At 65.0% G+C, this 6,523-nt stretch carries 6 protein-coding genes; 1 reads left to right on the forward strand and 5 read right to left on the reverse strand.

The genetic code is table 11. The features are described 5' to 3' along the window. Positions 1–132 precede the first annotated feature (132 nt). From ACO6VM_RS06635 to zwf, 3 genes are read right to left on the reverse strand one after another with little or no spacing between them, the layout of a single operon-like run. Positions 133–807, reverse strand: a complete 675-nt coding sequence (locus tag ACO6VM_RS06635) for a bifunctional 4-hydroxy-2-oxoglutarate aldolase/2-dehydro-3-deoxy-phosphogluconate aldolase (RefSeq protein WP_390968309.1) — start codon at positions 805–807, stop codon at positions 133–135. 17 nt (positions 808–824) lie between these two features. Next, positions 825–1,538: a 6-phosphogluconolactonase gene (gene pgl, locus ACO6VM_RS06640; protein ID WP_422402950.1), complete on the reverse strand. Its 714-nt coding sequence runs from the start codon at positions 1,536–1,538 to the stop codon at positions 825–827. Continuing rightward, on the reverse strand, positions 1,525–2,994 hold the full coding sequence (zwf, locus tag ACO6VM_RS06645; RefSeq protein ID WP_110993265.1) for a glucose-6-phosphate dehydrogenase: 1,470 nt from the start codon (positions 2,992–2,994) through the stop codon (positions 1,525–1,527). The genes pgl and zwf overlap by 14 nt, the downstream gene beginning before the upstream one ends. Positions 2,995–3,209: 215 nt before the next feature. Between zwf and hexR the strand changes: the two genes are divergently transcribed. Further along, positions 3,210–4,073 carry a DNA-binding transcriptional regulator HexR gene (hexR, locus tag ACO6VM_RS06650; protein WP_178125804.1) on the forward strand — a complete coding sequence of 288 codons (864 nt, stop codon included), beginning with the start codon at positions 3,210–3,212 and terminating at the stop codon, positions 4,071–4,073. On the opposite strand, the gene ACO6VM_RS06655 is transcribed toward hexR, so the two are convergent. Both ACO6VM_RS06655 and ACO6VM_RS06660 read right to left on the reverse strand, forming a co-directional pair. Continuing rightward, the gene (locus tag ACO6VM_RS06655; protein WP_125860010.1) at positions 4,066–4,920 is read right to left on the reverse strand and encodes a D-hexose-6-phosphate mutarotase; all 855 of its coding nucleotides are present in this window, start codon (positions 4,918–4,920) and stop codon (positions 4,066–4,068) included. The genes hexR and ACO6VM_RS06655 overlap by 8 nt on opposite strands. A gap of 119 nt (positions 4,921–5,039) precedes the next feature. Further along, positions 5,040–6,332, reverse strand: coding sequence for a carbohydrate porin (locus ACO6VM_RS06660; RefSeq protein ID WP_401060656.1), 1,293 nt, complete (start codon positions 6,330–6,332; stop codon positions 5,040–5,042). Between the last annotated feature and the right edge of the window lie 191 nt (positions 6,333–6,523).

Here is a 6,523-nt window from a genome sequence, read left to right on the forward strand (position 1 = left end):
GGGGTAATCCCCCCCCCCCCCCCTGACCACAAACGAGTGGTGTGGGTTTTCCCCCCCCGCGATTGGGCCCAGGCAAAAAAAAGGGGCGCCGACCAAGCGCCCCACAAGCCGTGTAGCACACAACGAAATCGGTCAGTCCAGCAGCGCCATCGCCTCGGCGCTGCACGCCTCGATACGGGCCCAGTCACCGTTCTTGATCCAGCTGCTGTCGAGCATCCAGGTGCCGCCCACGCACATCACATTGGGCAGTGCCATGTAGTTGCGCACGTTGGCCGGGTTCACCCCGCCCGTGGGGCAGAAGCGGATGTCGCCGAACGGGCCGCCGAAGGCCTTGATCGCCGCCACGCCGCCGCTGATCTCGGCCGGGAACAGCTTGAAGCGGCGGTAACCCAGGGCGTAACCCATCATGATCTCGGACGGCGTGCTGATGCCGGGCAGCAGCGGGATGTCGCTGTCCACGCCGGCCTCGAGAATGTCCTGGGTGATGCCCGGGGTGACGACGAACTGCGCGCCTGCGGCCTGCACGGCGGCAAACATGCTGCGGTCGAGCACGGTACCGGCACCGACGCACAGCTCCGGGCGCTGCTCACGCAGCACCTGGATGGCCTTCAGGCCCAGCGCCGAGCGCAGGGTCACTTCCAGGGTACGGATGCCACCGGCGGCCAAGGCGTCGGCCAGCGGCAGGATGTCTTGCTCGCGGGCGATGGTGATCACCGGCAGGATGCGCGCCTTGGCGCAGATCGCGTCGATGCGTTCGGCTTTCTCGGCCATCGAGAGCAAAGGCTGTGGGCGTTCGAGGGTGGTCATGACTGTGGATCCTTGGCTCATGGGCACCAGTAGATGCTCAGGGGGTCGTGAAGAAAAGCGCGAATCGGCATTTCGGTAAGGTCGTTGCCCGCCAGCGCGGCGCGCAGGGTAGCGAGTTTGCCGGCCCCTTGCACGGACAGGGCAGTGAAGCCGGCGGTGGCCAGCAGCGCGCGGGTCATGCTCAGGCGCTGGTGCGGCACGCTGGGCGCCAGCATCGGCAGGCAGCGGCGCTCACCCACCTTGGCCAAGCCCTGGCGCAGGTTGGGGCTGGCCGGGAACAGCGAGGCGGTGTGGCCATCGTCGCCCATGCCCAGCACCAGTACATCGATCGGCGGCAAGTCGGCCAGTACCTGGTCGGCCTGGTCGGCAGCGGCTTCCAGGTTGGCGGCAGCCTGGTAGAGGCCGATGAAGCGCGCCTTGGCCGCCGCGCCCTTGAGCAAGTGACGGGCCAGCAAGCCTGCGTTGCTGTCGGCATGCTCCACCGGCACCCAACGCTCGTCGGCCAGGCTCACGGTCACCTTCGACCAGTCCAGCACTTGCGCAGCCAGCTGCTCGAGGAACGGCACCGGGCTACGCCCGCCGGACAGCACTACACAGGCCTGGCCCTTGCCGGCGATGGCCTGGCGCAGGCGTTCGGCCACGTCATGGGCCAGGGTCGCCGCCAGGCTGTTCGAATCGGCCAGCGCATGCGCCTTCACGCTCGCCGGCAGTTGCAGTTCAGATATCGCCATACCAGGCCCTCCCATCACGTGTAATCAATGCAATCGAGCTCATGGGCCCCCAGGAACCGGCCGCATAGGGCTTGGGGGCATCGCCGCTGGTCTTCCAGCCGGCGATCAGCTGGTCGCACCATTTCCAGGCGTATTCGATTTCGTCCTTGCGCACGAACAGGTTCTGGTTGCCGCGCATCACTTCCAGCAGCAAGCGCTCGTAGGCGTCAGGAATCCGCGCGCTGCGCCAGGTGTCGGAGAAATTCAGTTGCAGCGGGCCACTGCGCAGCTGCATGCCCTTGTCCAGGCCCTGCTCCTTGGTCATCACCCGCAGCGAGATGCCTTCGTCCGGCTGCAGGCGGATGATCAGCTTGTTGCCGATCTGCAAGCGCTGTTCCGGGGCAAAGATGTAGTGCGGCGTCTCTTTGAAGTGGATGACGATCTGCGACAGCTTGCCGGGCATGCGCTTGCCGGTGCGCAGGTAGAACGGCACGCCCGACCAGCGCCAGTTGCGGATGTCGGCGCGCAGGGCGACGAAGGTTTCGGTGTCGCTCTGGGCGTTGGCGTTGTCTTCTTCCAGGTAGCCCGGCACCGGCTTGCCGTCGCTGTAGCCGGCGATGTACTGGCCACGCACCACGCGAGTGCTCAGGCCCTCTCCGGTGATCGGCGCCAGGGCCTTGAGCACCTTGACCTTCTCGTCGCGGATGCTGTCGGCGGAAAGGTCGCTGGGCGGGTCCATGGCGATCAGGCAAAGCAGCTGCAACAAGTGGTTCTGGATCATGTCGCGCAGTTGGCCGGCCTTGTCGAAGTAGCCCCAGCGGCCTTCGATACCGACCTTTTCGGCGACGGTGATCTCCACGTGGGAGATGGAATTCTGGTTCCACTGGGTTTCGAACAGGCTGTTGGCAAAGCGCAGGGCGATCAGGTTCTGCACCGTCTCTTTGCCCAGGTAGTGGTCGATGCGATAGACGCGGTTTTCCGGGAAGTAGCGCGCCACGGCGTCGTTGACCCGGCGCGACGACTCCAGGTCGTGGCCAATGGGCTTTTCCAGCACCACTCGGGTGCGTGGCGCCAGGCCGGCCTTGTCGAGGTTCTCGCAAATCGCCCCATAGACTGCGGCGGCCGTGGCGAAATAGGCGATCAGTGGCAGCTCGCCTGGCGCTTGCTCGACCAGCGCCTGGTAATCCTCGGGCTGGACGAAGTCCACATGCAGGTAGTTCAGGCGTTCGAGGAAGCGGCCCAGGGCAACGGCGTCGATGTCCGCGTCGGGGACGTGGCGGCGCAGGTGCGCCTCGATGGTGCCCAGGTGCTCCTGCGCGGTGCCCGGCTCGCGGGCCAGGGCCAGCAGCCGGGTGTCCGGGTGCAGCAGGTTGGCACGGTCGAGCTGGTAGAGCGCGGGAAACAGCTTGCGCAATGCCAGGTCGCCCAAGGCGCCAAAGAGGGCAAATGTGCAAGGTTCGACACTGATCGCAGCCATGATGTTGGTTCTTTTATTAAAGTTGAGCTAGGAATACCGCTTTCAAAGCGGGTTTTCAAGGCCTAATGTAGTAAAAACCACAACATTACTTACATCTATTACAACCCAGTGGTGTGACAATCTCACCGCCAGTAGGATACACAACACTGCAAAAAGCCTGCTGCCCCGCCAGCCGGCTGTCACCTAGAGCCGACCAAGGACACCCCATGGACCGCGTGCGTAACCTCCTGGAACAGATCCAGGGCCGCCTGGACGAGTTGAACAAGGCCGAACGCAAAGTCGCCGAAGTCATCCTGCTCAACCCGCAACAAGCCACCCGCTTCAGCATCGCCGCGCTGGCCCAGGCAGCCTCGGTCAGCGAACCGACCGTCAACCGCTTCTGCCGCTCGTTCGGCGTCAACGGCTACCCCGAGCTCAAGCTGCAACTGGCGCAGAGCCTGGCCAGCGGCGCGGCCTACGTCAGCCGCGCGGTGGAGGCCGACGACGATCCGGCGGCCTACACCCAGAAAATCTTCGGCAGCGCCATCGCCTCGCTCGACAGCGCCTGCCAGCAACTCGACCCACAGCAGGTCAGCCGCGCCGTGGACATGATGATCCAGGCCCGGCAGATCCACTTCTTCGGCCTCGGCGCTTCCGCCCCGGTGGCCCTCGATGCGCAACACAAGTTCTTCCGCTTCAACCTTGCCGTGTCGGCCCATGCCGATGTGCTGATGCAGCGCATGCTGGCCTCGGTGGCCCACACCGGTGACCTGTTCGTGATCATCTCCTACACCGGGCGCACCCGCGAACTGGTCGAGGTGGCGCGCGTGGCGCGGGAAAACGGCGCCTCGGTGCTCGGCCTGACCGCCGCCGGCTCGCCCCTGGCCCAGGCCTGCAGCCTGAGCCTGCACATCCCGTTGCCGGAGGACACCGACATCTATATGCCGATGACCTCGCGGATCATCCAGCTCACCGTGCTCGACGTGCTCGCCACCGGCATGACCCTGCGCCGCGGCGTGGACTTCCAGCCGCACCTGCGCAAGATCAAGGAAAGCCTCAACGCCAGCCGCTACCCGATCGAGGACGACGACCTCAGCTGAGGCGGTGCGCCTGCAGCCGCAGGTGCGCACGTTCACCCGGCCTCAGGCTCAGGCCCTCGTCGCTGCCGCTGGCCGCCTCGACGCAGACGAACCCCTGGCACTCGCGCCCGCTCACGCCCATCAGCGGGCGGTTGCCTGGGTGCCAGACCACGGTGTCGTCGCTGTCGCCGGTGTCGATGCACAGCTCGCGCTGCCAGGCCGGGTCCTGCAACTGCACCTTGGGCGTGCCGGGGTAGACCTTCTGGCAACCGCCCTTGAGTTTCAACGCGCCGTCTTCGCGGCAAGCCTGGCGGTTGAGGCGGTCGTAGCCTTCGATATCCTCAAGCCCAGACAGCGCTATCTTTGACACGTCACTGATCCGCCAGTAAGCCAGCAGCGCATGGCTCAACTGGCAGGGCTCGCTGTCCTGGTGCTCGGTACTCAGGCTCAATTCCATGCTGGCGCCCAGGCGCGCATGCAGGTCGACCTGCCAGTCGCACAAGTCCAGGCGCCACTTCAAGGTCACGCCCTCCTCGTCCTCACGGCTGTCCACCAGCTTCCAGTCCAGCAGGCGTGCCCAGCCATGGGCCGGCCACAGGTCTTCGCTGGGGTGGCGGCCATACCAGGGCCAGCACACCGGCACGCCACCGCGGATGGCGCCAACCTGCGGCCACTGTTCGGCGCACCACAGCCAGGGTTTTTCACCGGTGGGCTGGAAATGCAGCAATTGCCCGCCCTGGCGGCTGAACACCGCCTGGCAGCGAGGGTGGTCGATGATCAGCACATCGCGCTGCTGGTAACGCTCCCACTCGAAGGTCGGCCTCGGCCGTTGCGAGGTGAAGAAGCGATGTAGCGGATGTTCTGCCATGGTTCCAAGCTCTTTTGTTGTTCGAGATAGCGCTGTCTCAGCCCGTACCCGCTAACCACTGCAGACCAGTGGTTAGCGGAGGGCCGAAAATGGATGGCGTAAATTTACAACAATTCGTCTCAGAATGACGACTGAATCTTCAACCCTGCGACCAGCGCGTTGTCCACCTCGTCCACCGCACCCGGGCTCTTGATGTACTGCAGGTTCGGCCGCACGGTCAGCCAATTGGTGACGTGGAAGCCGTAGTAGAGCTCGGCGTTGTACTCGGTACGCTGCAGCGGCACGAAGCCTGGATTGTCGTAATCGCTAATGCCGGACTGGGCGTTGAGCAGTTCGGCGCGTTTCTTCACGTCGTCGTTGACATGGATACGGGCCACGCCGAAGCCGATATCGTCCTTGGGACGGGCGTCGAAGGCGCCTTTGTACACCAGGCCGACCTGCTGGTAGTTGTCGACCACGTTGGTGGCCTTGTCGTGCACGGTGAAGTTGGCGAACAGGCTCAGGCCACGGCTGGCATCACTGGCGTGGGCAGTCACCTGCTGCTGCGCCACCACCCACCAGCCATGCTTGCTGGAGTGCGACTTGAAGTCCTGCCCGGTCAATGCCTGCGGGTTGCCGTTGATGTCGTCATACACATCGTCGGCCTTGGCGGTGCTGTAGTAGTAGCCCAGGCGGTACTCGCCCGGCAGGCCGTTGACCTTGGGCGACCACACCGCCTCCACCGGCAGGATCGCGCCCTTGGTGCCGCTGCCGCTGAGCTTGAAGCCGTTGCCGGTCTCCAGGTTCGACGGGTTCTGCTCGTAGGCACCGACCTGGACGAAGAATTCCGGGGTGATGTTGTATTTCACCCGCAGGGCCCACTGGCTGACCGGCCAGTTGTACCAGATACCCCCCACCCAGTTGCCCACCTGCGAGCCGCAGAACGCCAGGTTCTGGAAGTCGCAGGGGAAGCTGTTGAAGTCCTCGCCTTCGCCGAAGCGGCCGACTTTCACATCCAGCGCACCGTCGAAGTACTTCTGCTTGACCCACATCTGCGTCAACCGCCAGGTCTGGCCCCGGCCCCAGACTTCCTGCACCGAGCTGAACTGCCCGGCGCGTGGGTCGCTGATGCGGTCGTTGGACAGGTTGCGGCCGCTGCGTTCGGTGATCGCCAGTTTGAACTCGGCATCGTGCCAGCCGAAGATCTTCTCCAGGTCCAGATGCGCGCCGAGGGCGAACTGGTCGCTGTAGCGCGCGGTCTTGTCGTCGTTGTAGCCACCGTGCAGGTTGCCGGCCACCTCGCCGACGTAGTCGAGGGTGAAGTCATAGCCCTTGTCCAGCAGCTCGGTGCGAGTGCCGCCCCAGTCGCCGGTCATCCATTTCGATTCCGACGAGAAAGCCTCGGCAGCCTGGGCCCCGCTGCTGCCGACCATGGCCAGCAGTGCCAGCGAGCCCAATGTCCTGATGCGATTGCGCTGTTCCATCCCTTTGCGTCCTCTTTTCTTGTTATTAACAGAACGGTTTAACGGTCGAGCCCTTGCAGGCCGTGGGGGGGGGGGGGGGGGGGGGGGGGGGGGGGGGGGGGGGGGGTAAGGGGGGGTGGGGGGGGGGGAAGAAGAGAAGA

The sequence above is a fragment of the Pseudomonas sp. GZD-209 genome, from assembly GCF_049310485.1.
GTDB lineage: Bacteria > Pseudomonadota > Gammaproteobacteria > Pseudomonadales > Pseudomonadaceae > Aquipseudomonas > Aquipseudomonas sichuanensis.